Source organism: Streptomyces sp. NPDC056061 (genome assembly GCF_042266885.1).
Taxonomy (GTDB): Bacteria; Actinomycetota; Actinomycetes; order Streptomycetales; family Streptomycetaceae; genus Streptomyces.
In genome coordinates this window covers 212,226-236,858 of record NZ_JBHJWQ010000005.1, presented here as the reverse complement: position 1 = coordinate 236,858, position 24,633 = coordinate 212,226, and the positions used below count along the sequence as shown (strand labels likewise).

General features: G+C 72.3%; 20 protein-coding genes. 14 read left to right on the top strand and 6 right to left on the bottom strand.

What is annotated here, in order from left to right:
* The first annotated feature begins 174 nt into the window (after positions 1-174).
* The 3 genes from ACFC79_RS10995 to ACFC79_RS10985 all read left to right on the top strand — a co-directional run bounded on the left by ACFC79_RS10995 (position 175) and on the right by ACFC79_RS10985 (position 4,113).
* Positions 175-654: a DUF6643 family protein gene (locus ACFC79_RS10995; RefSeq protein ID WP_376238009.1), complete on the top strand. Its 480-nt coding sequence runs from the start codon at positions 175-177 to the stop codon at positions 652-654.
* A gap of 251 nt (positions 655-905) precedes the next feature.
* The gene (locus ACFC79_RS10990; RefSeq protein ID WP_376238006.1) at positions 906-1,514 is read left to right on the top strand and encodes a hypothetical protein; all 609 of its coding nucleotides are present in this window, start codon (positions 906-908) and stop codon (positions 1,512-1,514) included.
* A gap of 154 nt (positions 1,515-1,668) precedes the next feature.
* The gene (locus ACFC79_RS10985) at positions 1,669-4,113 is read left to right on the top strand and encodes a right-handed parallel beta-helix repeat-containing protein (RefSeq protein WP_376238003.1); all 2,445 of its coding nucleotides are present in this window, start codon (positions 1,669-1,671) and stop codon (positions 4,111-4,113) included.
* Positions 4,114-4,136: 23 nt separating this feature from the next.
* Here ACFC79_RS10985 and ACFC79_RS10980 read toward each other — a convergent pair whose 3' ends face one another.
* Positions 4,137-6,518, bottom strand: a complete 2,382-nt coding sequence (locus tag ACFC79_RS10980; protein WP_376238001.1) for a hypothetical protein — start codon at positions 6,516-6,518, stop codon at positions 4,137-4,139.
* Between the two features lie 182 nt (positions 6,519-6,700).
* Between ACFC79_RS10980 and ACFC79_RS10975 the strand changes: the two genes are divergently transcribed.
* The 4 genes from ACFC79_RS10975 (at position 6,701) to ACFC79_RS10960 (ending at position 10,187) form a co-directional block, all read left to right on the top strand.
* On the top strand, positions 6,701-7,537 hold the full coding sequence (locus ACFC79_RS10975; RefSeq protein ID WP_376237998.1) for a DeoR/GlpR family DNA-binding transcription regulator: 837 nt from the start codon (positions 6,701-6,703) through the stop codon (positions 7,535-7,537).
* Positions 7,538-7,598: 61 nt separating this feature from the next.
* Positions 7,599-8,051 carry an SRPBCC family protein gene (locus ACFC79_RS10970; RefSeq protein ID WP_376237995.1) on the top strand — a complete coding sequence of 151 codons (453 nt, stop codon included), beginning with the start codon at positions 7,599-7,601 and terminating at the stop codon, positions 8,049-8,051.
* 69 nt (positions 8,052-8,120) lie between these two features.
* Positions 8,121-9,647 carry an SDR family oxidoreductase gene (locus ACFC79_RS10965; RefSeq protein WP_376237992.1) on the top strand — a complete coding sequence of 509 codons (1,527 nt, stop codon included), beginning with the start codon at positions 8,121-8,123 and terminating at the stop codon, positions 9,645-9,647.
* A gap of 60 nt (positions 9,648-9,707) precedes the next feature.
* Positions 9,708-10,187 (top strand): SRPBCC family protein, encoded by a 480-nt coding sequence (locus ACFC79_RS10960; RefSeq protein ID WP_376237990.1) that lies wholly within the window; start codon positions 9,708-9,710, stop codon positions 10,185-10,187.
* Positions 10,188-10,244: 57 nt separating this feature from the next.
* Here ACFC79_RS10960 and ACFC79_RS10955 read toward each other — a convergent pair whose 3' ends face one another.
* Positions 10,245-11,378, bottom strand: coding sequence for a PLP-dependent cysteine synthase family protein (locus ACFC79_RS10955; protein WP_376237987.1), 1,134 nt, complete (start codon positions 11,376-11,378; stop codon positions 10,245-10,247).
* A 204-nt stretch (positions 11,379-11,582) separates the two neighbouring features.
* Here ACFC79_RS10955 and ACFC79_RS10950 point away from each other — a divergent pair, with 204 nt between their 5' ends.
* Entirely contained in the window at positions 11,583-11,900 is a 318-nt protein-coding gene (locus ACFC79_RS10950) for a hypothetical protein (RefSeq protein ID WP_376237984.1), read from the top strand.
* Between the two features lie 186 nt (positions 11,901-12,086).
* Positions 12,087-12,608, top strand: coding sequence for an ATP-binding protein (locus ACFC79_RS10945; RefSeq protein ID WP_376237982.1), 522 nt, complete (start codon positions 12,087-12,089; stop codon positions 12,606-12,608).
* 143 nt (positions 12,609-12,751) lie between these two features.
* Here the strand turns inward: ACFC79_RS10945 and ACFC79_RS10940 are convergent, their stop codons facing one another.
* Positions 12,752-13,972, bottom strand: coding sequence for an ROK family protein (locus ACFC79_RS10940; RefSeq protein WP_376237979.1), 1,221 nt, complete (start codon positions 13,970-13,972; stop codon positions 12,752-12,754).
* Positions 13,973-14,094: 122 nt separating this feature from the next.
* Between ACFC79_RS10940 and ACFC79_RS10935 the strand changes: the two genes are divergently transcribed.
* Together ACFC79_RS10935 and ACFC79_RS10930 are read left to right on the top strand one after the other, a co-directional pair.
* Positions 14,095-15,309, top strand: a complete 1,215-nt coding sequence (locus ACFC79_RS10935) for an MFS transporter (RefSeq protein WP_376237976.1) — start codon at positions 14,095-14,097, stop codon at positions 15,307-15,309.
* An 86-nt stretch (positions 15,310-15,395) separates the two neighbouring features.
* Positions 15,396-16,151, top strand: coding sequence for a maleylpyruvate isomerase family mycothiol-dependent enzyme (locus ACFC79_RS10930; protein WP_376237973.1), 756 nt, complete (start codon positions 15,396-15,398; stop codon positions 16,149-16,151).
* A gap of 262 nt (positions 16,152-16,413) precedes the next feature.
* Here the strand turns inward: ACFC79_RS10930 and ACFC79_RS10925 are convergent, their stop codons facing one another.
* On the bottom strand, positions 16,414-17,175 hold the full coding sequence (locus tag ACFC79_RS10925; protein ID WP_376237971.1) for a TetR/AcrR family transcriptional regulator: 762 nt from the start codon (positions 17,173-17,175) through the stop codon (positions 16,414-16,416).
* 128 nt (positions 17,176-17,303) lie between these two features.
* Between ACFC79_RS10925 and ACFC79_RS10920 the strand changes: the two genes are divergently transcribed.
* On the top strand, positions 17,304-17,756 hold the full coding sequence (locus tag ACFC79_RS10920) for a nitroreductase family deazaflavin-dependent oxidoreductase (protein WP_376237969.1): 453 nt from the start codon (positions 17,304-17,306) through the stop codon (positions 17,754-17,756).
* 282 nt (positions 17,757-18,038) lie between these two features.
* Here the strand turns inward: ACFC79_RS10920 and ACFC79_RS10915 are convergent, their stop codons facing one another.
* Positions 18,039-19,253, bottom strand: coding sequence for a geranylgeranyl reductase family protein (locus ACFC79_RS10915; RefSeq protein WP_376237966.1), 1,215 nt, complete (start codon positions 19,251-19,253; stop codon positions 18,039-18,041).
* Positions 19,254-19,434: 181 nt separating this feature from the next.
* Here ACFC79_RS10915 and ACFC79_RS10910 point away from each other — a divergent pair, with 181 nt between their 5' ends.
* Positions 19,435-20,799 (top strand): dipeptidase, encoded by a 1,365-nt coding sequence (locus ACFC79_RS10910; RefSeq protein ID WP_376237964.1) that lies wholly within the window; start codon positions 19,435-19,437, stop codon positions 20,797-20,799.
* A 150-nt stretch (positions 20,800-20,949) separates the two neighbouring features.
* Here the strand turns inward: ACFC79_RS10910 and ACFC79_RS10905 are convergent, their stop codons facing one another.
* Positions 20,950-21,987: an NUDIX domain-containing protein gene (locus ACFC79_RS10905; RefSeq protein WP_376237962.1), complete on the bottom strand. Its 1,038-nt coding sequence runs from the start codon at positions 21,985-21,987 to the stop codon at positions 20,950-20,952.
* A gap of 691 nt (positions 21,988-22,678) precedes the next feature.
* Between ACFC79_RS10905 and ACFC79_RS10900 the strand changes: the two genes are divergently transcribed.
* Positions 22,679-24,484 (top strand): alpha/beta fold hydrolase, encoded by a 1,806-nt coding sequence (locus tag ACFC79_RS10900; RefSeq protein WP_376237959.1) that lies wholly within the window; start codon positions 22,679-22,681, stop codon positions 24,482-24,484.
* The last annotated feature ends 149 nt before the right edge of the window (positions 24,485-24,633 follow it).

Below are 24,633 nucleotides of genomic sequence, written 5' to 3'. Positions count from 1 at the left end.
CCGGTGATCTTCCGGTAACCCCCGGAACACGCCTCTTTACATGATCCCAACACCCTTCGATGCCCCTTTTTGCCAAGTTCGCTCGCATTGGGGAACGAGGTTCACCCACAACACGCAAAACAACCCTCTTACCAGGCTCCCCAACCAGCGCGTCGTGGGCTTAACTTAGGTGGCATGACGTCCCCCCGCTCCACCTTCGGCAGCGGCTACTACGCCGCGTCGTCCTTCCCCGACACTCCGATCTACGACTCCCTGGTCGCGGAGCGGGGCACCCCTCAGATCGCCCCGATCCGAGTGCCCGCCGCCTACGACACGGGCAACAGCCATCTGCCAGCCCTGCCGGCGGCGCTACCCGCTCTCCCGGCGGCCCCTTCCCAGCCCGGCCCGCCGTACGGCTACCAGCAGCCGGCCCCGCAGGGATACACGCCGATGCAGCCCACCCCGCTGCACAACGCCCCGGCACCGTACATCCCGCAGCAGCCGGCCGCGCCCCGGGGCGGGTACCAGGCGCCCTACCCGCCGCAGCAGCAGCATCAGCGGCCCGCGCCCACCACCGGGTACGAGGCGATGCGCCCGGCGGCTCCGCGCCCCGCCCCGGCACCCTCGCCCTACGAGGATCCGTACAACCGCCCGTACCAGGGCCGGGGGTACTGACCCGTCAGAAGTACCGAGCGGGAGTCGCACGGTCGTAACCGAGGTCGTCGTCGAGCCATGGGGACTCGTCGGCGACTTCGGCGTTCCGCGGGCCGTCGGGCGCACCCGACGGCCCGTCAACCGCGTCCGTCGGCAGGAACCCGCAGGGGTGGGCGGCACGTCATGCGGGGTGCGGTCGCGCCCTCTTCGGCGCTTCGACGCATGAAGCGTGCCGTATCGGGCCAGGACGGATACGGAAGGGGGGCGGGACGGTGCGGGCGGCTGCGGGAGTGTGGCGCTGGCGGCGCAACGCGCTGCGCCGTGCCACCGACCGGCGCGAGGCATGGGTGGCCCTCGTCGCGCTGCTCCTCATGCTGTCGGCGGCGCCGGCCCTGGGCTGGGCATGCGGCTCGCTCGCCGACGAGGCCCTGCAGCGGACGGTGCGGGCCGAACGGGCGGAGCGGCGTGCCACGACGGCGATCGTGCTGCGCACCGCGCCGGTGGCGCCCCGATCCGCCGCCGACCCCGAGGTGTCCTCGGAACGCGCCGCGCAGACATCGGTGACGGCCCGTTGGACGGCCCCGGACGGCACGGAGCGCCGGGGCACGGTGACCACGCCGTCCCGGCGGACCGAACCCGGTGCCGCGGTGGAGATCTGGACGGATCGCGCGGGCCGCCCCGTGCCCCGTCCCATGGACGCGGCGACGGCCCGCACGCACGCGGTGCTGGCCGGCGTCGGTGCGATGCTGCTCGTCGCCGCAGCGGTCGAGGGCGGCCGTCGGCCGATCGTGCGGCGCATGGTCCGCAACCGGTACGAACGGATCGACCGGGACTGGGCCGAGGCCGGTCCGGACTGGGGCAGGACCGGGACCGGCAGCTGATCGGCAGCCGATCGGGTCAACTGCCGCCCGCCGCGCGCGCTACGGTGGACCGGCCCGCACGCTTCCCCGGGAGGGGCGGACCCGAGGTCCGCCGCTGCCCGGAGGCCGGTGGCAGGGGCATCACACACGCACGAGGTGGGGGCACAGCAGCGCCATGGCACAGGGCACGGTCCAGGTGACGCACACCGGCACATCGCGGTGGCGGCGCCGCACAGGCGAGTACCCCTCCCTCACCGCAGCTCTGGAGGCCGCGGCGGACGGCGACGTCCTCACCGTCGCACCGGGCACCTACCGGGAGAACCTGGTCCTGCACCGCGCGGTGACGCTGCGCGGGCCGGAGGGCTCGGTCGGCTCGGTGCGGATCGCGCCGGTCGACGGTGTCCCGTTGACCGTCCGTGCCTCCGCCGTCGTGACCGACGTGCACGTGGAGGGCCAGGACTCGACGGCCCCGGCACTGCTCGTCGAGGACGGCGCACCGGACCTCGCCGACCTGCGGATCGTCACGCGCTCGGCCGCCGGGATCGAGGTGCGCGGCGCGGCCCGGCCGACGGTGCGCCGCTGCACCGTCGACAACCCGGCCGGGGCCGGTATCGCCGTGCTCGACGGCGCGGGCGGGGTGTTCGAGCAGTGCGAGGTCGTCTCGGCCGGGCAGTCCGGTGTCTCGGTGCGTGACGGCGCCCATCCGCGGCTGGAGCGCTGCCGGGTCCACCACGCGTCGGGAGCCGGGCTGAGCGTCACCGGTGAGGGCAGCGGACTGGAGGCCGTCGGCTGCGAGGTGTACGAGATCAAGGGCAGCGGGATACAGGTCTCCGCCCGTGCGGCGGCCCATCTCACCGACTGCACGGTGCACCGCACCTCGGCGGACGGAGTCACGCTCGACACCGACGCCGTACTGACCCTCGCCGACTGCGACATCCACGACATCCCGGAGAACGCGGTGGACCTGCGTTCCCGTTCGGTGCTCACGCTGACCCGCTCCGCGGTGCGCCGGTTCGGCCGCAACGGCCTCTCGGTCTGGGATCCGGGCACCCGCGTCGACGCCAACCAGTGCGAGATCCATGACAGTACGGGCGACTACCCGGCGGTCTGGGTGAGCGACGGGGCCACGGTGATACTGGACTCCTGCCGGGTCCACGACGTGCCGGACGCCATCTTCGTGCTCGACCGGGGTTCGCGCGCCGACGTGGTCGACAGCGATCTCTCGCAGATCCGCAACACCGCGGTGTCGGTGAGCGACGGGGCGACCGCCCAACTCGACGACTGCCGGGTCCGCGAGGCGTCCACCGGCGCCTGGTTCCGCGATCACGGCAGCGGCGGCACGCTGAACAACTGCACCGTCGACACGGTGCAGACCGGGGTCATCGTCACCAAGGGGGCCGATCCGGTCATCGAGCGCTGCACGGTCGCCTCGCCCACCGAGGCCGGTTTCTACGTCTCCGCCGAGGGCCGCGGCACCTTCCGCGGCTGCCGCGTCACCGGCAGCGACGGCTACGGCTTCCACGTGATGGACGGATGCCGTACGACGCTGACCCGGTGCCGCACCGAGCGGTGCGCCCGCGGCGGATACGAGTTCGCCGAGGGCGGCGCACACGGCGACGGCCAGAACGCGGGACCGGTCGTGGAGGACTGCACCAGCGACGAGAGCGCGCTGCGCTCCCCCGTCCCGTCGCCGCCCGCCGTGCTCACTGCGGCACAGCCGGCCGCTCCCGTTCTGCTCGGGGCGGTTCCCGCGCCGCGAACGGCGGATCCGGCCGCCGCCCCGGCCGAAGTGCCGGCCGCCGCCCCGGCGCGAGACTCGGAGACGGTTCTCGGGGAACTGGACGCCCTGGTGGGCCTGGACAGCGTCAAGCGGGAGGTGCGTGCCCTCACCGACATGATCGAGGTCGGCCGTCGGCGACGGGAGGCGGGGCTCAAAGCCGCCTCGGTCCGGCGCCATCTCGTCTTCACCGGCTCCCCCGGCACCGGCAAGACCACCGTGGCCCGGCTGTACGGCGAGATCCTCGCCTCGCTCGGCGTGCTGGAGCGGGGGCATCTGGTCGAGGTGTCCCGCGTCGATCTGGTCGGCGAGCACATCGGGTCGACCGCCATCCGGACCCAGGATGCCTTCGACCGGGCGCGCGGCGGGGTGCTGTTCGTCGACGAGGCGTACGCCCTGTCCCCCGAGGACTCCGGCCGCGACTTCGGCCGGGAGGCGATCGACACGCTCGTGAAGCTGATGGAGGACCACCGGGACGCGGTGGTCGTCATCGTCGCCGGATACACCCACGAGATGGAGCGGTTCCTCACCGTCAACCCCGGTGTGGCGTCCCGGTTCTCGCGGACCATCACCTTCGGCGACTACGAGCCCGCCGAGCTGCTCCGGATCGTCGAGCAGCAGGCCGACGAGCACGAGTACAGCCTGGCCCCCGGGTCCGGCGAGGCACTGCTGAAGTACTTCGCCGAGCTTCCCAAGGGCCCGGCGTTCGGTAACGGCCGCACCGCGCGGCAGACCTTCGAGGCGATGGTGGAGCGGCACGCGGGCCGGGTCGCCCAGCTCGCCGAGCCGAGCACGGACGACCTCAGCCTGCTCCATCCCGAGGATCTGCCGGAACTGCCCTGAGCGTCCGTCGGGCGGCCGCTCGGTCAGCGGTCGCCCGACGGGCTCCGGGACGGCACGGGCCCGGGTTTCTCCGCCGCCGCCTGGTGGGGCAGGACCGGGCCGAGCCGGTCCAGCAGCGCGGCTCGTTCTTCGGCGAAGCCGGGATCGGCCTGGTAGTCGAAGTGCCCCAGCACGGGTTCGGGCAGCGGATGTTCGGGCGTGCGTCCGTAGACCAGGGGGTCCTTGAGCGGCCCGCAGTCCACCGCGGCCCCCGGCACCTCGTCGAATCCGACCCGGCCGCCGATCGGGTCGGTGGCCCGCCAGAGGTTGCGCCAGCAGCGGACGGTGCGGTGGAGACCGTGCAGCGGTCCGGGACCGAAGTAGGCGGGGAACCAGCGACCGTACAACCGCTCGATCGGCGAACCGTAGGTGAGCAGGGCGACACGGCCTCGCGTCCGTGCGGGCAGCTGCCACACCGCGGAGGCGGCGAGGACGCTGCCCTGGGAATGGCCGGAGATGACGAGACGGCCGCCGGTGCGCCCGGTCCAGCCGGACATCCGTGACACCAGGTCGGGGACGGCGCGCTCGGCGTAGCAGGGCGGTGCGAAGGGGTGCGCGGCACGTGGCCAGAACGTGCCGACGTCCCAGAGGATGCCGATCGTGCGCCGTGCGGAGGCGTCCCGGTAGGCGCGCCTCCCCCAGGTGACGAACAGTATGAAGCCGAATCCGATCATCCAGGAACCGGTGGACTGCGCGGCCCGGGCCACGGCCTCGGCGAACGGACCGCTGCCCTTCATCGCCTCCCCGGGCACCTTGCCGCTCGCCCAGGCACCGCCGACCGCAGCCGCGCCGAGCAGCAGCGCGGCACCGGCGATCGGGCCGATGATCCAGGGCGCGGAGTCGGTGAGGGCCGCCGTTGCGCGGATCCGGGCGATCTGCCGCGTGCGGGCGGGATCGGGCTGCTTCGGTCCGTACTCCCGGTCCACCTCCGGTTCCAGGGCGCGGGCCTTGAGCCAGGTGCGCACGAGGAGCAGGATGCCCGGGATCACCAGCAGCACCAGCAGCACCGGGATGACCGCGGCCTGCCAGCTGAGCAGCACCGGCGGGCCCTCGATGAGGGCACCGGCCATGCCCGGGGTGCCGGAGCCGTCGAGCCAGTCCGCGACCCACTGGGCGACGCCGCCGGTCATGACGCCGCCGAGCGCGCAGGCGAGCATGGCCACCACCGGGCCGCCGAGTCCGTACAGGACCGTGCGGGGCTCGGGAGTGCGGCGGTACAGGCCGAGGGACACCGCGGCGAGGAGGACGACGAGCAGTACCTGGACGAGCGTGACGATGCCGAAGGCCGCATGGCCCGGCAGGGCGCCCGCCGACGCCCAGCCCGGACGCGACAAGGCGGCGTACACCGCGGCGAGGACGAGCAGTGTCAGGGCGGCACCCGGCAGGTAGGTGATGAGGGCGCGGTCGAGTCGGTTGTCGAGGCGCCGCTCGCTGCGGCCCCGTCGGCAGACGACCCACAGCACGACGAGCGCGCCCAGGACCAGCGCCACCTCGATGAACCCGCCGAGGACACCCGGCACCGGACCGGGGGCGGCGCGGTCGTGGCGGATCGCGGCTCCCGCGACCGACGCCGCGACCGTCAGGAATCCGGCCGCGGTGTGGGCGGCGCGCAATCGGGCGACCAGCCGGCGTCCGTACCAGAATCCCGGCCTGCCGAGGGCCGATCGGCTTGCGGTCGCGTCGGCGGCGCCCGGGTCGTCTCCGGTCTCCGGATCGGCTTCGTCCGGTGCGGAGCCGGTGAGCGGGCGCTGCGACTCGTACGCGCTCCACGTCCGGTTGGACAGGAACCAGAGCAGCCCCACCAGGGCGGTGGGCACCAGCGCGGCGACGGCCAGCCTGCGGCCCGGCTGCGACCACCAGCCGCCCTGCGCCGAGGACAGGAAGCCGAGCCAGGACCGTCGGCCCGAGCAGTCCGCCACGCCCGCGCACTGCCAGGCCGTCAGGTCGAGCGCGACCTCGCAGACCGACGCCGTCAGCAGGACCGTGAGGCTGAGCGCGACGAGCCGGACCAGGACGCCGTACAGACGTACCGTGCGAGTGCGGGCCCGGGCGGTGGGGCGCATCCAGTGGGCGAGGTTGACGACCATGAAGGGGAGCAGCAGCAGCCACAGGGCCCGAGAGCCGTTGCCGGAGGTGAGGTTGGACCAGCAGTATGCCTCTTCGATGGGCCGGTCGCGGTACCGTTCGGGGTGCTGTTCGGCGTCCGTGTCCGCGGGGCGTCGGTAGATGGCCGCGGTGGTGTCGCCGGTGATCCGGACCACGCGCGGGTCTTCGAGCATCTCCTGGGGGGTGGCGCCGCCCACGCCGTGGACCAGCAACTCCAGCGCGGGCCCCGGGGGTGGTGGGGCCTGGGTGGCAGGTGGCACTGGGGTGACTCACTCTCATTCGTGTGGGGGAAAAATACTGATGGAACGTCACCAGGATTGTGGCGGAGCGATACGGTCCGCGCCGCCCTCACGGAATCTCCCCACTGCGGGGGGCGGCGACACCGCGTGGCAGGATGATCCCGTTCCGGCACAGGCGACCGGCGGGAAGGAGCACCGGGGCGTTGAGCGACCATCAGAACCTGCTCGCGGAGCAGCGACGTGCCCTGATCCTCGACGAGGTGCGCAGGCGGGGCGGGGTGCGGGTCAATGAACTGACCCGCACGCTGAACGTCTCCGACATGACCGTGCGCCGCGACCTGGACGCGCTGGCCCGTCAGGGCGTGATCGAGAAGGTGCACGGCGGTGCCGTTCCGGTGGTCGAGGCGAGCACGCACGAACCAGGCTTCGAGGCCAAGTCGGCGCTGGAGCTGACCGCCAAGGAGGACATCGCGCGGGCGGCCGCGGCGATGGCGGTGCCCGGCAGTGCCATCGCCCTGTCCGGCGGCACGACGACGTACGCGCTCGCCCAACGACTGCTGGACGTACCGGATCTGACGGTGGTGACCAATTCGGTGCGGGTCTCCGACGTGTTCCACTCCGCGCAGCGCGCGGGCACCGCGGGCGGCACGCGCTCCGGGTCCGCGACGGTGGTGCTCACGGGCGGGATGCGCACCCCTTCCGACTCGTTGGTGGGACCGGTGGCCGATCGGGCGATCGACTCGCTCCACTTCGATGTGCTGTTCCTCGGGGTGCACGGGATCTCGGTGGAGGCGGGGCTCTCGACGCCGAATCTGGCGGAGGCCGAGACCAACCGGCGTTTCGTCCGATCGGCGCGGCGGGTGGTGGTGGTCGCGGACCACACCAAGTGGGGCACGGTGGGGCTGAGTTCGTTCGCCGGGCTGGAGCAGGTGGACACCTTCGTGACGGACGCGGGGCTGTCGTCGGCCGATCGCGAGGAGATCGAGGAGCATCTTCCGGGCCTGCTGGTGGCGGGCCGGAGCGCGGCCGACGACAGCTGAGGGCGGAACCCGGGCGCGAGGCTTCGCGCCCGGCGCCCGGCGGATGCGGAAGGATCGGGGGATGGCCTTCTTCCGGATCGAACGCTCCACGTCGCTGCCGCCTGCCGAGTGCTGGCGTCGGGTGACGGACTGGGAGCGGCACGCCGAGCGGGTACCGCTGACCCGGATCACCGTGGTGCCGGGGGTGGCGACCGGGGCGGGGACCGTGTTCGTGGCGCGGACCGGGGTGGGGCCGCTGGGTTTCGACGATCCGATGGAAGTGGTGCGGTGGGCGCCGCCCGTCGCCGGGCGCGCGGGGCTCTGCCTGCTGGAGAAGCGTGGCTCGCCGGTGCGGGGCCGGGCCTCGATCGACGTGCGTCCGGCGGAGTCCGGTTCCCGTGTGGTGTGGGTGGAGGAGTTGCGGGTACGGGGGCTGCCCGGGTGGACCGATCCGCTGATCGCCGCGGCGGGCCGCCGGGTGTTCGGCCGGGTCCTCGACGATCTGCTGGGCCGTCCGGAGCGGTCCGGACCATGAAGGGACGGTGCGGCCGTTCGGAGCCCCTCGCCGGGCCGCACGCCACGGTCCGGTGGAAGACTCGGGCAGATGAGCGAACCCTCGGGCGAGGCGGGACTGCGGTGTCTGGTGACCGGCGCCACCGGGTACATCGGCGGCAGGCTGGTGCCCGCGCTGCTCGATGCCGGGCACCGGGTGCGCGCGCTGGCGCGGACCCCTGGCAAGCTGCGGGATCACCCGTGGGCGGGCCGGGTCGAGGTGGTGGCGGGCGATGTCCGCGACGCCGCTTCGGTGCGGGAGGCCATGCGGGGCGTGGATGTCGCGTACTACCTGGTGCACGCGCTCGGCTCCGGACCGGGGTTCGAGGAGACGGACCGCGAGGCGGCGCGGATCTTCGGTGAGCGGGCCCGGGAGGCCGGGGTCGGGCGGATCGTCTATCTCGGCGGGCTGATCCCGGCCGGGGTGCCCGAACGGGAGTTGTCGCCGCACCTGCGGTCGCGGGCCGAGGTGGGCCGTGTGCTCCTCGGTTCCGGGGTGCCGACGGCAGTCCTGCGCGCGGCGGTCGTGATCGGTTCGGGCTCGGCCTCGTTCGAGATCCTGCGCCATCTCACGGAGCGGCTGCCGGTGATGCTCACACCGAGCTGGGTCCGTACATCGATCCAGCCGATCGCGGTGCGGGACGTGGTGCGGTATCTCGTCGGCTGCGCCGGCCTGCCCGCCGAGGTGAACCGCACGTTCGACATCGGGGGCCCGGACGTCATGACGTACCGGGACATGATGCGGCGGTACACCGAGGTGGCCGGACTGCCGCACCGGGTGATCCTGCCCGTTCCGGTACTGACTCCCGGACTGTCCGGCCTGTGGATCGGTCTGGTGACGCCCGTGCCGCACGCGATCGCCCGCCCGCTGGCCGAGTCGCTGCGGCACGAGGTGGTCTGCCGTGAGCACGACATCGCCCGGTACGTACCCGATCCGCCCGGCGGCCCCACCGGCTTCGACCGGGCGGTGCGGCTGGCGCTCCAGCGCATCCGGGACGCCCGGGTCGACACCCGCTGGTCCTCCGCCTCGGTCCCCGGGGCGCCCAGCGATCCGCTGCCCACCGACCCCGACTGGTCGGGCGGCACGCTCTACCGTGACGAACGGGAACTGGTGGTACCGGTGGCGCCGGACGCGCTCTGGCGGGTGATCGAGGGCATCGGCGGCGAGAACGGCTGGTACTCCTTCCCGCTCGCCTGGGCCGTGCGCGGCTGGCTCGACCGGATCGTCGGCGGTGTCGGGCTGCGGCGCGGGCGTCGGGACCGGCAACGGCTGCGGGTGGGCGACTCGCTGGACTTCTGGCGTGTGGAGGAGATCATTCCGGGTGAGTTGCTGCGGCTGCGGGCGGAGATGAGGCTGCCCGGACTTGCCTGGCTCGAACTCTCGACGGGCCGTGACGACCAGGGCCGGACGGTCTATCGTCAGCGCGCGCTGTTCCATCCGCGCGGGCTGCTCGGTCACGCCTACTGGTGGAGCGTGTGGCCGTTCCACTCGGTGGTGTTCGGCGGCATGGCACGCAACATCACGGCCGCCGCCCGCTCCGTCCCGCAGCCTGATCTCCCTGCGGGCGAAGACATCTGACGGAGCGCCAGTTAGGGTGTGCGCCGTTCTGTACGCCCTCGACCGCACGGAGGTGCACCCGTGTCACGCCCGCTCCGTCCCGTCGGAATCGACTTCGTCGAGTCCGCTCCCCTGCGCCTGGTGTACGCCGCCGAGCTGTCCGCGTCCCCCGAGGACATCTATCACGCGCTCGCCGACGACGTGTCGGGCTGGCCCCGCTGGTTCACCGCGGTGACGGCGGCCCGGCCCCTCGGGCAGGGCACGGGCCGCGAGATCCGGCTCAGGGGCGGCGCGGTACTGCGCGAGACGATCCTCGCGGCACAGCCCTCCGAGCGGTACGCCTATCGGGTCGACGAGGCCAACACCCCGGGCCTCCGGGCCCTGGTGGAGGAGTGGCTGCTCACCCCGGCCGGGAACGGGACGCGGTTGCGCTGGACCTTCGCCGTCGACGGCTCGGGCCCGTTCCGGTTCGCGCTGCGGCTGGGCCGCCCCGGGATGGGCCGGGCCTTCCGGGACGCGGCGCGTCGGCTCGACGAACGGCTGCGCGGGCCCGCGGCCTGAGCACGGCCGCGGGCCCCGGTCACCGTGTCGCGCCCGGAGCAGCCCGTCGACTCCCGGTCACGCGGGCCATTCGCCGCTGCTCAGGAAGGTGTCGATGGTCCGCGTGTACGGGGTGATGTCCAGCCCCTGTCCGGCGAGCCAGCTGTCGGAGTAGTACTTGTCGAGGTAGCGGTCGCCCGGGTCGCAGATCAGGGTGACGACACTGCCGGTGACGCCCTCCGCGACCATCTCGGCGACCAGTTTGAAGGCGCTCCACAGCCCGGTGCCGGTGGAACCGCCCGCCTTGCGGCCGATGGCCCGGTCCAGGGCGCGCACGGCGGCGACGCTGGCCGCGTCCGGAACCTTCATCATCCGGTCGATCGCCCCGGGCACGAAGCTCGGCTCCATCCGGGGTCTGCCGATGCCCTCGATCCGGGAGCCGCAGTCGCTGGTGGCCAGCGGGTCGTTCCGGGTCCAGCCGTCGAAGAAGCAGGAGTTCTCCGGGTCGGGCACGCAGATCAGGGTGTCGAACTGCATGTAGTGCACATAGCGCGCGATGGTCGCCGAGGTGCCGCCCGTTCCGGCGGTGGCGACGATCCACGTCGGCTCCGGGTAGCGCTCCAGCCGGAGCTGCTGGTAGATCGACTCGGCGATGTTGTTGTTGCCGCGCCAGTCGGTCGCCCGTTCGGCGTAGGTGAACTGATCCATGTAGTGGCCGCCGGTCTCGGCGGCGAGCCTGGCGGACTCCTCGTACATCCTGCGGGAATCGTCGACGAAGTGGCAGCGGCCACCGTGGAATTCGATGAGTCGGCACTTCTCCGGGCTGGTGGTGCGGGGCATCACCGCGATGAACGGCACGCCGATCAGCTTGGCGAAGTACGCCTCGGAAACAGCCGTGGAGCCGCTGGACGCCTCGATCACGGGCTTGCCCGGCCTGACCCAGCCGTTGCAGAGCCCGTAGAGGAAGAGCGAGCGGGCCAGCCGGTGCTTGAGGCTGCCGGTGGGATGCGTCGACTCGTCCTTGAGGTAGAGGTCGATTCCCCACGCCTCGGGCAGCGGGAAGCGCAGCAGATGGGTGTCGGCGGAGCGGTTGGCGTCGGCCTGGACCTTGCGCACGGCCTCCTTGAGCCAGGCCCGGTACTCGGGGTCGGAACGGTCGGCGTCGACGGTCGTCGCGACCGGGCCGTCGTGTCCTTGCTGAACCGTGCCCATCGGTGCGCTCCTCCTCGTGTGTCCGGACTTCCCGCGCCACGATATTCCCCCCACCTGCACAAACGTTTCCTTTGCCCTTCCATAGCACTGGCTTGGCGTTGCGCGCGGCACGGGCGCGCCTGTGCGCCGGAACGCGACCTGGCGCGTCGCTCCGCACTTGTGCAGACTGCCCATCAGAAGCGTTGCGAAGGGGGCGAGACAGCCGTGCAGGAATCGGAGTTCAGTGCGACGGGCGTGCGGATCGAGCGGTGGGCCCGGTCGCTCACCAGGGCGGGACAGGTGGTCGTCAAGGACGGCAGGCTGGCGCTGCTGACCAGCTACGGACGGGAGATCGACAGCGCGCCGGTGGGGGCGGTGAGCGCGGGCAGGCCGTGGTTCGCCGGTGCCGGCGCGACCGTGGCGCGGCTCAACGGGACGCGCTACCGGCTGACGATGGGGCAGCGCGACCGCGGCCCCGACCGGACCGGCCCCGCCCGCAGGTTCCTCGAAACGCTGCACAGCGCGGGCGGCCGGATGATCTGAGGGAGCGGCGCCGCCGGACGGCGCGAGTTGCGGAGGCATGACCCCTGGGCGACATTGGTCACAGTGTCACTCATGGTTTACCGGCGGTGACGCTGTGGCCTCGCCGCCGGGCAGGAATCAGCAGTCGGCCGTCTGCTGGATTCGTTCCTCCGTCTTCTTCCGGACCTATTTCGGGGAGTCGCAGCCGTGATCAGCGAGCCAAGCAGGCACTGCACGGTGGAGCTCCAGGCCCTGCCGTCGCGGATCGGTCAGGTCCGCAGAATCATTTCGGCGCAGTTGCGCTACTGGCATCTCGATCCCTTGATCGACCACGCGGCGCTCGGCGTCACCGAACTGCTGACCAATGTCCACCGGCACGCCCAGCCGGACAAATCGTGCACCGTCGAGGTCGAGTTGCTGCTCGAACGACTGACGGTGTCCGTTCACGACCACGACCCGCGGCTGCCCACGGTGCGCGAGGCCGGTGCCTCCAGCACGTCGGGGCGCGGGCTCGCCCTGATCGCCGCGGTCAGCGAGAGCTGGGGGGTCCGCCCCAGGGGCGGGGCCGGGAAGATCGTCTGGTTCACCCTGTCGGCGCCCCCGCGGTGCTCCGTGCTGCCGCCCCATCCGGTGTACGGGGCGACCACGGACGGACCGTTCGAGCCGGACGCCTTCCTCCACGCGGAGAGCCATGGCGCTTCCGTCGTCCGGTCGGTGGTGCTCGGGTAGCCGGGGGCCGGAGGCGCCGCACGGCGACCTGACGCGAATCCGCGGCGGGCATCGTGCGCACGATGCGGGGGCAACCGGGCCACCGCGCCGGAAATCCGCCACGTCCACGACCGCTTCCTCCTGCGCGTGCCGTGCCGGGGCGATCAGTTCCGGGCGAGCGCGGTGAGCGGATCGTCGAGCACCGGCTGCCAGGCCAGCTCCGCCGCGCCCACCAGGCTGTTGTAGTCGAGCGTGCAGGGCAGGATCGGCACGCTGCCGCTGCGTCCCCACAGGCTGCGGTCGGCCACTACCGCGCGCAGCCGCTCCGGGTCCGCGTCGAGCAGGGCACGGTGCAGCCCGCCGAGGATGATGCGGTCCGGGTTGAGGATGTTGACGAGCCCGGCGAGTCCGAGACCGAGCCGGTCGATCAGTTCCTCGGCGGCCCCGCGCACCGCCGCGTCGTCGTACTCCGTACGCAGCAGATCACCGGCCTGCTTGAGCAGGGAATCCTCCGGACCGGGTTCGCGGCGGGCCGCGATCAGGAAGGCCAGCGGATCGGTCTCGACGTCCAGGCAGCCGCGTCCGCCGCAGTGGCACGGACGGCCGTCCGGGTTCACCGTGAGGTGACCGACCTCCATCGCGAGTCCCGAACTCCCGGAGTGCAGGCGGCCGTCGAGGACCAGGGCACCGCCGACGCCGCGGTGGCCGGTGGCCACGCAGAGCAGATGCTGGGCCCCGCGCCCGGCACCGTGCCGGTGTTCGGCGAGTGCGGCGAGGTTGACGTCGTTCCCGGTGAACGCCGGCCCGGGGATGCCTGCCGCACGGATCCGGGCGGCGAAGATCTCGCGCACCGGGGCGCCCGCCGGCCAGGCGATGTGCAGCGGATTGAGTGCGGTGCCCTCGGGTTCGGCGACCGCGGACGGCACCGCGAGCCCCGCACCGACGCAGCGCAGGCCGCCGTCCCGCAACAGGCGGGCACAGTCGTCGACCACCTCGCCGATGACCTGCGCCGGGTCCGCCGTGACGGTGACGCAGCCGGGGGCGGTGGCGACGATCCGCCCGCCGAGCCCGACGAGAGCAGCCCGGAATCCGTCCGCGTGCACCTGGGCGGCGACGGCGACCGGACCGGACTCCCGGACGGCCAGCCGGTGCGAGGGGCGGCCCTGGGAACCGGCGGCGGAGCCCGGCCGGGAGTCGACCCGGATCAGCCCGAGCGCCTCCAGTTCCGAGGCGACCGCACCGGCCGTCGCCCGGGTGACCCCGAGCTCGGAGGTGAGGACGGCGCGGGTGGGCGCACGTCCGGTGTGAATCAGTTCCAGCGCGGGTCCGAGCGCGCTGCGGCCCCTCTCCAACTTCGTCCGGGCAGTGGTCACCTTGCCGTTCATGGGGGCGAGTCTCCCACGATCCGCGAGGTCCCCGACGCCCCGGTGGCACACACACGTTCCTGGTGCGTCCACGGGACACGACCGGCTTGCACGCGTCGTCCCGGCACTCCTATGCTGAGTTTGTGCCGCAACTAAACAAACTACGGACGGCTCTGCCGGGGATGCCGGGCAAAAACACCGCCCCGCCCGCGTCGGACCGCCTCCGTACCGCGCTGACCGTGTTCTTCGCCCTCGACGGATTCCTCTTCGCCGGCTGGGTCGTCCGCATCCCGGCCATCAAGCACCAGACCGGTGCGTCGGCCGCCACCCTGGGGCTCGCGCTGCTGGGCGTGTCCGTCGGGGCCGTGGTGACGATGATGCTCACCGGCCGGCTGTGCCGCCGTTTCGGCAGCCATCCCGTGACGGTGGCCTGCGCGGCGCTCCTCTCCGTGAGCATCGCCCTGCCCGCGCAAACGCATTCGGCGCTCACGCTCGGCCTGGTGCTGCTGGTCTTCGGTGCCGCGTACGGCGGGATGAACGTGGCGATGAACAGCGCGGCGGTCGATCTCGTCGCCGCCCTGCGGCGCCCCGTGATGCCCGGATTCCACGCGGCGTTCAGCCTCGGCGCAATGGTGGGCGCCGGGCTCGGCGGGCTCGTCGCGGGCGGCCTCTCCCCCGCCGTTCACCTCTTCGCCCTCACCGGGATCGGGCTCCTGGTCACCGCGGCGGCCGGTCCCGTCCTGGTGCGTCGGCCGGCACCGCGGTCCGTCGCCGCAGCCGACGGCGGCGGGGCACCGCGGCGCCCCGCCGCCCGCACCCGTGGGGCGGTGCTGCTGTTCGGGGTGATCGCGCTCTGCACCGCGTACGGCGAGGGTGCGCTGGCGGACTGGGGCGCACTCCATCTGGAACAGGACCTGCACGCCCACCCGGGCGTCGCAGCCGCCGGATACTCCCTGTTCGCCCTGGCCATGACGGCCGGTCGGCTGAGCGGCACGGCGCTGCTGGAGCGGCTCGGCCAGACCCGCACCCTCGTCCTGGGCGGCGCGACGGCCACGGCCGGGATGCTGCTCGGCGCCCTCGCCCCCGCCCCCTGGGCGGCACTTGTCGGGTTCGCCGTCACGGGCCTCGGCCTGGCCAACATCTTTCCCGTGGCGGTGGGCCGGGCCGGGGAGCTCGCCGGCCCCGGCGGAGTGGCCGCCGCCTCGACACTCGGTTACGGCGGGATGCTGCTCGGACCGCCCACGATCGGCTTCCTCGCCGACTGGTTCTCCCTCCCCGCCGCTCTCACCACGGTGGCCCTGCTGGCCGCGGCCGCCGCCGCACTCGGGTACGGGGCGCGCGACGCCGCGCGGTCGTGAGACGTCGGGGACACCCGGACCGCCCCGAACTGCCGGAACGGCCCGAACCGCCCGGCAGGATGCGGAACCGCTGGGACAATCGCCCCATGGAGCCCACGAACCACATCGCGGCCCTGGCTACCGAGGGGCACCTGCTGGCAACCGCCGCGCACGGGGCGGGAACCGCGGCGCCGGTGCCGACGTGCCCCGGATGGCGGGTGCGCGATCTGCTCCGGCACATCGGAATGGTCCATCGCTGGGCGACCGCCCTGGTCACCGAGGGCCACACCGCGTACCGTCCGGCCGGCGGCGAACCCGGCCTGGACGGGCCGGAGTTGCTCGACTGGTTCCGCGAGGGCCACGGACACCTGGTCGAGACGCTGCGGGCCGCTCCGACCGGCCTGGAGTGCTGGACCTTCATGCCCGCGCCGTCTCCCCTGGCCTTCTGGGCCCGTCGGCAGGCGCACGAGACCACGATCCACCGGGTGGACGCGGAGTCGGCGCGCGGCGGGCGGCTGTCACAGGTGCCCACCGACCGCGCGGTGGACGGCATCGACGAACTGCTGCGCGGATTCCACGGCACCGCGCGGAGCAGAGTGCGCTCGACGACGCCGCTCTCCCTGCGGTTGCGCGCCACGGACACCGACGTCGGCTGGACGGTGCGCCTGTCGTCCGAACCGCCGCGGACGGTTCGCGACGGCACCTCGGCCGCGGCGGACCCGGCCGACTGCGAGCTGAGCGGGACGGCCGGGGAGCTCTACCTGACGCTCTGGAACCGGTTGCCGCTCTCGGCCCTCGACCTGACGGGGAATCCGGAGCCGGCCCGGATCTGGCGCGAGAGCTCCGCGGTCACCTGGCCCTGACGGCGGGCGGGACGTCGGCTTCACTCGACCGGACCACTCAAACTCCCGTCGTACTCCGCCGGGCTCACAGCGCCCCGGCCGGGACGGCCGACGCCGCGCACCACGGCCGCCACGGCCGCTCGCGGCCGGGGAATCAGCTCCGGGTCCGCGACCCGGCCCCGCTCGTGCCGTCGGGCGCCACGGTCCGCCTCCGGTCTCCGGCCGGGGCCCGTTGCCGGTTGCGGGCCCCTCGTCGTCGGGCGGAGCGACGGCGGGCCGGAGCTCAGCCGGTCGAGGACCGGCTCGCCCCCGGGGACTGCCCCGGGAACCGCGCTCGGTCGACATCCCGCGGGCCGAGCAGGCCCACCCCGCGGGCCAGATCCGTGACGGCCGCCAGGAAGAACTGGTCTCTCGCCTCCACCACCCGGTTGAACTGGCCGAAGACCTCGAAGGAGATCAAACCGAACAACTGCGACCACGCGGCGATCAACGGGACCGCGGCGCCGGGCGGAAGACCGGGGGCGAACTCGGCGGCCATCCGCTCGGACTCGGCACGCAGCTCACGGGAGAGCGACGGCACGGCGAGGCCGTCCTCCCGGTAGGCGTCATCGACGACGGAGATGAGGACGAAGCCGACCCGGGCCGCCGGGCCCGTCGTCTTCTGCGGCGCGGTGTAACCGGGCACCGGGGAGCCGTAGATCAGGGCGTACTCGTGGGGATGGGTCAGCGCCCACGCGCGTACGGCGCGGGCCACGGCGGTCCAGCGTGCGAGGTGGGGGGCAGCCTCGGCCCGGGCGGCCCGGTGAGCGGCCTCCGCGCTCTCCCCGATGGCGTCGTACGCATCGACGATCAGGGCGGTGAGCAGTTCGTCGCGGCTCGGGAAGTAGCGGTAGAGAGCGGAGGACGCCATGCCGAGCTCCCTGGCGACGGCACGCAGCGAGAGCTTCGCGGCGCCCTCGGCCGCAAGCTGTTTCCTCGCCTCGTCCTTGATGGCGGCGGTGACCTCGATGCGGGCCCGTTCCCTGACTCCCCGGACTGTGCTCATGGCCCCAGCCTGCCACACATAAAGAGCAGCGACCACTTTCGAGAGCAGCGCTCTTGCTTTTGAGCGCCGATATCGTGCACAGTGATCTCAAGCGAGAGCACCGCTCTCATTTCTCAGCAGGAGTCACCATGTCTCAGCCGTACTACCTTCAGGTCAGCCCGCTCAACGTCCGGCTGAACGGCCTCGTCGGCTGGCTCGCCCGACGCGGTGTCAGCCTCGGCGGCTCCGCCGAACTGTCGGTGCGGGGCCGCAGGAGCGGGCAGATGCAGCGCATCCCCGTGAACCCCCACACGCATGGAGGTGAGCAGTACCTGGTCTCCGCACGGGGCCACTCGCAGTGGGTGCGGAACATGCGGGCCGCCGGTGGCGGCGAACTGCGGGTGGGCCGCAAGGTCCGCGCCTTCGCGGCCGTGGAGATCGCGGACGACGCGCAGAAGGCGTCGATCATCCGCGCCTACCTGGAGCGGTGGGGCTGGCAGGTCGACCAGTACTTCCGGGGCGTCACCGCGAAGTCCACGGACGCCGAACTCCTGGCCGCCTGCCCGGACCACCCCGTCTTCCGGATCACCATCGGGAACTGACCGTGCGGCCCGTCCCGGGCCGTCGACGGGGCGCCGACGGCCCATGTCCGACGCCCGCCTCCCCTGCCGATTCCGACCGGCGATCCGGGGCATGTTCCCCGGCCACGCCCCGCGCCGCAGTCGGGCCGACCGTGCTCCGGGCCGTGCCGGGAGCGGTGGTCCGGACCGCGATCCCCCGACACGGCCCCGTCGATGGCATCCGGACCGGATCTGTCGGCGCCTCCGGGCCGCCCGCCGGTCCGTCCGGGCTGCCCCGTCGACGTCTTCCGGACCGGGCCGGACCTACCGGTCCATCGCCGACAGCGCCCGCTGCGCCAGCGGATGCGTACGGACCAGCTCGCCCAGCGACGTCGTCCCCCGAGTGATTCCGGCGAACGCGTTCCAGGCCGGGCGGAACCCCGTCAGCACCGCGTGCAGCACGCCGGGACGCCGCTCGAACAGCTTCAGCATGCGACGGCCGACGCCCATCTCGACGCCCAGGCCGGCCTTGATGGCGAAGGCGTAGTTGAGCGCCTGACGCCGGGCGTCCACCGCGTCGTGCGACTCCGCGACCCGGACCGCCCACTCGCCGGCGAGCCTCCCCGACCGCAGCGCGAAGGAAATGCCCTCGCGGGTCCACGGCTCCAGCAGGCCCGCCGCGTCGCCGCACACCAGCACCCGTCCGCGCGACAGCGGGGAGTCCTCGCTACGGCAGCGGGTCAGATGTCCGGAGGAGATCTTCGGCTCGAACCCGGCGAGCCCGAGCCGGGCGATGAAGTCCTCCAGGTACCGCTTGGTCCCCGCGCCGTCACCGCGCGCCGAGATCACGCCGACGGTGAGGGTGTCCCCCTTGGGGAACACCCAGCCGTAACTGCCGGGCATGGGGCCCCAGTCGATCAGCACCCGGCCCGCCCAGTCCTCGGCGACCGTTTCCGGAACCGGGATCTCCGCCTCCAGGCCGAGGTCCACCTGGTCGAGCTTCACACCGACATGGGCTCCGATCCGCCCCGCGCTGCCGTCGGCACCGACGACCGCGCGGGCCAGGACCGTCTCCCCGCCGGACAGCACCACGGCGACCGTCCGCCGGTCCGGCACGGCGGCACCGTGCTGCTCCACCCTCGTCACCGTGACCCCGGTACGGAGTTCGGCGCCCGCCTTCTGCGCCTCCTCGACCAGTCCCGCGTCGAACTCGGGACGGTTGATGAGCCCGAAGAGCATCCGCTTGGAACGACGGGTCCGCGCCAGCCTGCCGTTGAGCGAGAACGTGACCGCGTGGACCCGGTCCCGCAGCGGCAGCTCGAACCCGGGCGGCAACGAATCCCGTGAGAATCCGATGATTCCGCCACCACACGTTTTGTAGCGGGGCAGTTCCGACTTCTCGAGGAGCAGTACCCGTCGGCCGGCGACCGCAGCCGCGTAGGCCGCGGAGGCTCCGGCCGGTCCACCACCGACTACGACGACGTCCCACACGGTCGACTCTTCGCGCTCACGTCCGGCGTCTGCGTTCTCGCTGCTCACGATGTGCTTCTGCTCCCGATCCCACCAATGGCCCATGCTGCTCCCGGCATCCTACGGCTCGCCCGGCCCGGCTCCCCCTGTGGGAGGATCGACCGTGCGTTCGCCCTGCGTGCACCTCGCATCCCGATGTGCACGCACCCGGATCCGTACACATAACGTCGCACCCACCAGGAGCGTGCCCATGACCGCCCGTCCGATCTCCGAGACCATCGCCTCGCTGATGCCGCGCGCCAAGGCTGAGCTTGCCGAGCTGGTGGCCTTCCAGTCGGTGGCGGATCCCGCGCAGTTCCCGAGGAGCGAGTGCGAGGCGGCCGCGAACTGGGTCGCCGACGCGCTCCGCGCCGAGGGCTTCCAGGATGTCGCCCTGCTCGGCACCCCCGACGGGACGCAGTCGGTGTACGGCCTCCTGCCCGGCCCCGTCGGCGCCCCGACGGTGCTGCTCTACGCGCACTACGACGTGCAGCCGCCGCTCGACGAGTCCGCCTGGCTCTCCCCGCCGTTCGAGCTGACCGAGCGCGACGGCCGCTGGTTCGGCCGCGGCGCCGCCGACTGCAAGGGCGGCTTCATCATGCACCTCCTCGCGCTGCGCGCCCTCAAGGCCGACGGCGGAGTTCCGGTCTCGGTCAAGGTGATCGCGGAAGGCTCCGAGGAGCAGGGCACCGGCGGTCTGGAACGCTATGCCGAGGCGCACCCCGAACTGCTGACCGCCGACACGATCGTCATCGGCGACACCGGCAACTTCCGTGTCGGCCTGCCGACGGTCACCGCCACGCTGCGCGGCATGACGATGCTGCGGGTCACCCTCGACACCCTTGAGGGGAACCTGCATTCCGGCCAGTTCGGAGGCGCCGCGCCGGACGCGCTGGCCGCGATGATCCAGTTGCTGGCGTCGCTGCGCGCCGAGGACGGCACCACGACCGTCGACGGTCTCACCGCGGACGCCGAGTGGGAAGGCCTGCAGTACCCCGAGGGGGACTTCCGGAAGGACGCGAAGGTCCTCGACGGCGTCGAACTGATCGGCACGGGTACGGTCGCCGACCGGATCTGGGCCCGTCCCGCCGTCACCGTCATCGGTATCGACTGCCCGCCGGTGGTCGGCGCGACCCCCTCGCTCCAGGCGAGCGCGCGGGCCCAGATCAGCCTGCGGGTGCCGCCCGGCCAGGATGCCGCCGCGGCGACCGAACTGCTGACCGCGCACCTCCGGGCGCACGCCCCGTGGGGGGCGAGGGTGTCGGTCGAACAGGTCGGCCAGGGCCAGCCCTTCCGCGCGGACACCTCGAGCCCGGCCTACACGTCGATGGCGCGGGCCATGGAGGCCGCGTACCCGGGCGAGAAGATGCAGACGTCCGGGATGGGGGGCTCCATCCCGCTCTGCAACACACTCGCCGCCCTCTACCCGGAGGCCGAGATCCTGTTGATCGGTCTGAGCGAGCCGGAGGCGCAGATCCACGCGGTGAACGAGAGCGTGTCGCCCGAGGAGCTGGAGCGACTGTCGCTCGCCGAAGCGCTGTTCCTGCGCAACTACGCGGAGTCCAAGCAGTCCTGACCGGCATCGGGGAACGGCCCCGGCAACGGCCCGGGGCCCCCGGGCCGTTGCACACCGCTGTCGGCCGTCGGCCGTGTTCGCCGATGGGCGCGCGCCCGACGGCGGGCACGAGCGGTCCGCCGCACCGCCGCCGATGCCTCCCGGTGCGTCTCAGCCGACCGGAACACCGGCCTCCAGATTGAGCACGGTGGACCGTTCCCGGGCCCGCAGTGCCCAGCGCAGCCGTGCGTAACGGGTGGGGGGCAGCATCGTCGCGGCCTCCTCCTCGGTGACGAACCGCCAGCCACGCAGCTCCGAGCCCGGCAGCAGGAGATGCTGGGCGTCCGCGCCGGGCAGCAGCCCGCCGTCGAAGAGCAACCTGAGCCCGCCGTAGCCGGGCGGGGCGGGCGCCTCCCAGTCGATGACGAGGAGCTTGGGCACCCGGTCGAGCTGGATGCCGATCTCCTCCGCCACCTCACGGATCCCGGCCTGTGCCGGCGCCTCGCCCGCCTCGACCACCCCGCCCGGGAATTCCCAGCCGGGCTTGTACGTCGGGTCGACGAGCAGCACCCTGCCGCGTTCGTCGAAGAGCAGCACACCGGCCGCGACGGTCTCCGCGGTCGGGGCGGGGGTTTGCACGATCTCGCAGGCGGGGGCCGCTCCGGTGCGCACGGCCTCGGCTATGCGCTCGGCCGTCTCGTACGGGGTGAGCGCACTGGTGTCGATGGCGTGGGCATCGCGGGTGAGCCAGCCGAGCGCCGCACGGTAGGGACCTATGTGCTCGTGGGCCCACTGCCGGACCCGCTCGCTGTGCTCCGGGTCGTCCGCGAACTCCACCCGGTCGGCGATGCGTTGACGCAGGATCGTTTCCTCAGGCGAGAGCAGGATGTGGCGCACCGGTATGCGCCGAGAGGCGAGACCCCCGAATATCTCGTCCCGGTAGTCCTGTCGCAGCAACGTCATCGGCACCACCAGCACGCCGGAGACCTCTGCCAGCAGTGCCGCGGCCGTGTCCACCACCAGCCGCCGCCAGATCGGCAGGTCCTGGAAGTCCGTCACCTCGGCGAGCCTCTTCTGGGGCAGCAGGTCCCGCAGACCCGCGCCGATCAGCTCGGGGTCGTAGAAGGTGCTGTTCGGGATCAGATCGACCAGCTCGCGTGCGGCGCTCGTCTTTCCCGCGCTGAAAGCACCGTTGATCCAAATGATCATTCATACTCCAGAACCGGTAGGCCGCTGAACAGGGGCGGAGCAGCATCGTGCACGTCATCTGGGAGCGGCGTGGGAAAAGGAGGCGTCCACAACCCCGCACCCACTACTTCTTTCTCCCATACACGTTGAAGGTACTCCCCGATCCTCTCCTCCATCGCAACCGTCACCTCGCTGTACACACCCTCCACACCTGGAAGCTCATGCCCCATTCGGGCCTCCACCGCCACGCGTGGAATGTCCCCCGGCTCATCCAGCTTCGCCTTGTGCCAGTGCCGCAACCGGTGGATGTCCTGCCCGGCCGTCATCAAGGGTTGTATGGACTCACGGCGATCACACGGAGGTGAAGGCGGCGAGTGCGGCCAGGCGGACGTCGGGGAGCGGCCGGCCGTCGCGGATGGCGTCAGTGACCTCGGCGGGCACGTCGTTACGGTGGGCAAGCGTGCTGTGCGCGGCAACGCAGTAGGTGCAGCGGACTGTACAGACGCCATTCGTGGAGCCTGCGCTCCGGAATTATGCGGGCGGAGCAGTGGGGCGCCAAGTTCCGGAGTGCGTAGCGCAGGTGAGGCGGGTGATAGTGCATATCGCACCAACATCACTAGTTTCGACGAATGTTGATGACACATCAGTTTGCTTCTCTCTGATCTGAATCATGATGGCAATCGGCATCCGTTCACAGAGAAGGTGGTTCCGAATGACCAGTGGCCCGACTCCGTCGGTCACCGAAGCGACTCTCACCGACATCGCCACCAACGGCGTCTGGGGCCCTGGCCACAGCGTCAGCCAGGCCGTCGTCGATGTGTCCCGGGCGTTGCTCGCCTCGCTTCGGGGTGAGGAGGGCGTCGAGCTCCCGCCGGAGCTCTCGGAGCTGGTGACCGAGGTCCAGCGGAACGCCAGGATCGCGCTCCCCCGCATCGTCTCGCACGACGGCACCCGGCTGTCGGCGTTCTCGATCAAGCTGAAGGACGACGCCCCGCACCCCGTGGTGATCGTGCCCGCCGGCTGGAACCCGTACGGCTGGCTGCCCTTCCTTTACGCCTACCTCAAGCTGGCGCAGCGCGGCTACCACGTGCTGGCCTACTCCCCGCGCGGCATCGGTATCAAGGGCTGGCTGTCGACCTCCGAGGGTTTCGTCGACGTGGCCGGGCCCAACGACTGGGCCGACGGCTCGTACGTGATCGACTACGCGCAGCAGACCCTCGGCCCCAGCCGGACCGGCTTCCTCGGCGAGTCCTACGGTTCCGGGATCAGCCAGCTGGTCGCCGCGCACGACCCGGCCGGCCGGGTCGACGCCGTGGTCGCGCTGAGCACCTGGGGGAACCTCGCCACCAGCCTGTACAACAACGGCACCCGGCACCTGGAGGCCGTGCAGGCGCTGATCGACTTCACCGGCGGCCCGTTGGAGGAGAAGTTCGACGAGGCGACGCAGCAGATCCTCAAGGACTTCCTGAACGGGCAGAACCTCGACGAGGTGGTCGCCTGGGGCACCGAGCGCTCCCCGCAGGCCTACGTCGACCAGACGAACGCGCGGAACATCCCGACGTTCATCTCGAACACCTGGCACGAGACGCTGTTCCCGGTCAACCCGGTGGTCGAACTCTTCGAGCGGCTCATCGTCCCGAAGCGGCTGAACCTGTGGATCGGCGACCATGGCGCCCCCGAGGGCCCCGGCCTGGCCGGGCTGGTCACCGGCCTGCCGTTCCCCGGGCTGGCGGAGCCGACGCGGGAGGCCTACGAGTGGCTGGACCACCACCTGCTCGGCGTGGACAACGGCGTGCCGAACTGGCCGACGGTGAGCAGCCAGGGCATGTTCACCTACCAGACGGTCGCCAACCCAGGCGGCACCAACCTGATCACCGTCCCGGCCCGCCGCGAGACGTACGAGGCCTGGCACGAGTTCACCACCGGCAGCGAGGACTGGTATCTCACCGGCGCCGGCGACACCGGTGACGGCGCGCTGACCGACAAGCCGACCGTCGGCTGGTCGCGGGACTTCGCAGCGGGCGCCCTCACCTCCTCCGTCGCGGGCGAGCTGCTCAGGACCGGGCAGCAGGAGTGGTTCGGCAACCCCAAGACGTACGAGCCGGCGAACTTCGAACGCGACCAGCTGCTGGTCTGGTCGACCGACCCGCTGACCGGCTCCGGCGAGGTGGCCCGCCGGATCCGGGGCACCGCCACCGTGCAGCTCACCGTGCGCAGCAGCACCGACGCCGCCACGGTGGTCGCCTACCTGTACGATGTCGCCCCGGACGGCACCGCCCGGATCATCACCCACGAGCCGTACACGGCCACCGACCTGACCCCGAAGGTCGATACCACGATCGCCTGGCTCCTCCAGGCCGTCTCCTACGACCTGCCGGTCGGGCACCGCCTCGCCCTGGTGATCAACAGCCGTGACCCGCTGTACTCCCACGCGGGCTCCGGCCTCCCCGCCCTCACCACCACTACGGTCGGCTCCGTGAGCGGGAACGAGGCCAAGCTGGAGCTTCCGCTGGGCTGACACCCCCAGGGCTCCACTGCCCTTACACCAGCCCGCCGATCGGCATACAGCGGGCTGGTGTACGGGTGTCGCCGGGGCCGGGTGGGAACGGCAACGGCCGCCGCGTGATCATCGGGGGTTGTGTGGACTCCTGAAGATCATGCGGTGGC